Annotated in this window: 1 protein-coding gene and 1 pseudogene; both read right to left on the reverse strand. The window is 44.1% G+C overall.

Features of this window, described 5'->3' with window-relative positions; translation table 11 throughout:
- The coding region (locus tag A3761_RS24610) for a M23 family metallopeptidase (protein ID WP_068751092.1) at positions 1 to 779 on the reverse strand (779 nt) is incomplete at its 3' end.
- Positions 763 to 1,056, reverse strand: a pseudogene (locus A3761_RS28220) (ATP-dependent protease); the annotation flags it as partial. The gene A3761_RS24610 and the pseudogene A3761_RS28220, both read right to left, overlap by 17 nt.

A 1,056-nucleotide genomic window follows, 5' to 3' on the forward strand; every position in this document is an offset into this window, starting at 1 on the left:
GTAGAACGACCTCCAGCCCCTACTTTGGCAATTTCCTGGCCTGCCACAATATCTTCACCTTCTTTTACGACAACTTCACTTAGATGAATAAAGGTTGAAGATAGTCCATAACCATGGTCAACAATTAAAGTGCCACCGGAGTAAAACATGTCTTCATGGACCAGCGTAACTTTACCGCTAGCAGGAGCATAAACTGGCGCCCCAACTGGCCCAGCATAATCAACACCATAATGTGGGCGCTTTGGTGTACCGTTGTAAATCCGTTGACTACCGTAGACACCAGTAATAGGCGCCCTCATAGGTGCCGTAAAGTCATCCAAAAAGTAAAGCAAGCTGGAATCAGTTTTACGAGCATTTTTAACCAGCGCCGTTTCGCGTTTTATACGGGCTAGTTTATCCTTACTGGGTGTCACGGTTTTTTGAGGAACACCTTTAATACTTTGAGTCGGATAAGTCCTTTGCTTCACATCAATAATTAGAGAATGACGTTCACCATTAGGAGCGCTGAATGTTAATTTGTGCTCCGGCGCAGCATCGCGACCAAAGCCAATAATAAAATCCCCTTCTCGCGTAAGCCGAATTTCGCGTTCATTCAGTTTTACGTCGTACGAAGGCTTAACATTACCTTTTAACAAACCGCCCTGTGCAAATACCCCCTCAAGCACCACGTCTTCGGTCATTAGCTTTTCTGAGAGCAAGTCATCCGCAAAGACATTAGCACAAGTCACTATAAGGAGTGTAAAACCTGTTCGCTTTAGTCGCTTAAGCGTTTTTCTCATGAGCACCCTTTTCTTCGCTATCTTTACTCTCTTCTTTCTCACGTAAGCTGGCCATCTTCTCGTGCACTTTGCCGAAGATGCTGCCATCCTCGTACATACCGTCTTTAAGCGTTCCCGTCTTTAAACCCGTTAGCAATTCCAATGCTTCATTAACATGCGTTACTGCATAGATATTAAAGCGCTTTTTCTTAACGGCATTAATCACCTTCTGGCTTAACATAAGATTGGCAATATTGCTTTTAGGGATAATAACCGCTTGCTTCTGATCACTGCCGAT

The organism is Oleiphilus sp. HI0123 (genome assembly GCF_001635315.1).